This is a genomic window from Streptococcus pseudopneumoniae (assembly GCF_001072315.1).
Classification (GTDB): domain Bacteria; phylum Bacillota; class Bacilli; order Lactobacillales; family Streptococcaceae; genus Streptococcus; species Streptococcus pseudopneumoniae_R.
Map to the genome: position 1 here is coordinate 1 of NZ_JVLI01000084.1, position 2478 is coordinate 2478.

Here is a 2478-nt window from a genome sequence, read left to right on the forward strand (position 1 = left end):
TGTAGATAATGATATGGCTGGCCATAAATTTATAACTAGTCTGCAGGAAAAGGGGATTCCAGTCCAGATTGCGATTCCGCCTATCGTTCAACTTAACCAGGAAAAGGAAGATTGGAATGATTTCCTGAAGAGGGGGAATGAAGCTCCTAAGGAGCTGGCGCACGTTTACACAGCAGATGAAAAGTCCTGGCATTACCAGGGTTTTTTTGAGAAGGAACTAGCTCTTGCAAAAGCGCAAGAGCTAACTGCAGATGATGTAAAAGCCTTTGTGTCAGATAGGCAATTGACAAAGGAAGAAGTCCGTCAAGAATATCAAACAATCATTAATCAAGAAAGAGGGAGAAAAGATAGTATGTCGAAATTGCATGAGAATAGCAGTGAACATGAAGAAGATTTAGTAAATAAGTTACTGTCCAAACAAAAAAAGCAAGATGAAGTAGTCCTAGAAGATGATCAAAGTTCTGTATTGAACGTAGATACTAGTCATTTATCTCCGTACGATGCGGAATGGCTAAAGAAAAACTGGAATAATATAGGTTTTTCTGTTCAGTCAACTAGACTCGTTGAACCAACTACAGCTTCAGAAGAAAAAGAAAAGTCTCTTGATAATTATCAAGAGACTAACACTGGGGGCGAACTATTGAATCGCAATTCCAGTTTTTTAGGAGTGGAAACTCCAGGGACAGCACCGCAGCCCGTTGAGAAAAATTCTCAACCTGATTTTCCTGCCAATGTTCATCTTCATTTTACCATCGATGAAGATCGAATGTCAAATAAAAAATTCAGAAAAAACATGCGGACGTTAAATTTATATGCAAATGCAATGAGGGACTCGGCTCAATGGTATCTAAAAGAAATGTCAGGGACAAGTATCCATTATATTTATAGGAATCCAGAAGAAAAGCAATTCCAAATTCTAAATGTTAAATTTGACAAGAAAAATTGGATGCACTTAACTGGAGTAACACCTGTATATAATGAGTGGGTAGAACATTTGTCTGAGTCATTCGTTGAAGATGTTGCAGCTGGGAAAGGGCATTTCAAAGATTTAAAATTTGCGAATGGAATGTCGGATAAACTAAAAGTTTTGAACTTATTACCTGAGGTGATAGAGTCAGACTCCTTTGTGTTTAACGATCTTTCATCTGTAAAGAAATTTAATAATCTGGATCTTTCAAAAGCAATTAGACCAGAAGATACTGATTTGTTATTGTTATTCAAAGAAAAGGAATTTACTCATGTCCCTGCATCTTTAATGAGAGTGAAGGGGGATTTAAGTAAACAACTGGAAGATATAGATACTGGCACAATTCTCGGTGTCTATAGAGAAAGAGAAGGTCACATCGAGCAACTTTCAATCAATGAAGAATATGTTAAAGACAAAGGTGCAGAAATGCTATCAGTTTTGAATAATAAGCAGTATGAAGAACTCTCAAAAGAAAATACGACCTACAATGTCCGCCTTCAATGGGCAGAAAAGCATAAAGATGGGCCAATTTTACCTTTTAGCGAAACAGATCTGATATCTTATCAAGATTTTGCTAGAGAGCTTTACAAAGCCAATCAGGACTTCTATCAGCTACATCAGGAAGGGCTAGAACAAGTGACTGGTGGTCATCCAGAAGCCTACATCTCTCCAACTAAGATCCAGTTTAGTATCTACGCTCCTGATGGTGAACTGATTCAGGATGGTATCCGTTACAATATTGGTGAGGAGATTAATCCAATCGCTCATAAAGAAAGACTTGGTACACGAGAAATGAGAGAGCATCCAGAGCTGATGAAGATAGATGGGACATTATTTAATCAGTATCATCTGGAGAGATTAGCGAGTGAACTAGATATTTCTCAGTTCAGTTACGCTTTGGAAGATACTCCTTATACAGATCAACTATTATCTCAACTTCCTTATGGAGATTTAAAAAACAGTCCGATTGGTTTTTCGGATAGTAGTCATGATAGTCGTCTAGGATTTATTTCTTTTGATGGAAGGGATAGCGTTGAAGTTGAAAATTTATCTGCTTGGTTTGAGAAGTTGGGAGTTAGAGATTCGCCTCAAGAACAAGTAGCTCTTGTAGAAAAATGGCAAAAAGAAGTGAATGATTTATCAGAAAAAGTTGAACAAACTATTGCCAATGTTCGAGAAGAATTTGAAAAATTACAAGTCAAAGATTCGCAAGAGACACTAGATAATCGATACGAAAAAATTTATCAGTATAACCGAAAAGATGAGAGGGATCGTGATTTGGATGGTGATGGTATTTCCAATTCTGATGAGATGTTACAGGGAACAGATCCATACAACGGCGCTTCTAACCTTCATAAAAAACAGGAAGATAGAGAAAGAAGGACAGATGTTGAAGCTGAAACTGGAGCTATTATAACAGATGCAATTGCTACTAAAAGTTCAGAACAAACCATTTCCCAGTTAGTCGCAAATAAAGATACAAAAGCTTTAGCTGAACACTTGAAAGAGGG

The 2478-nt window shown here is 37.2% G+C and carries 1 protein-coding gene; it reads left to right on the top strand.

The window, feature by feature from the left end:
* A partial coding sequence (locus ADH54_RS12395) for a PBECR4 domain-containing protein (protein ID WP_049524112.1) occupies positions 1 to 2478 on the top strand: 2478 nt, incomplete at both ends.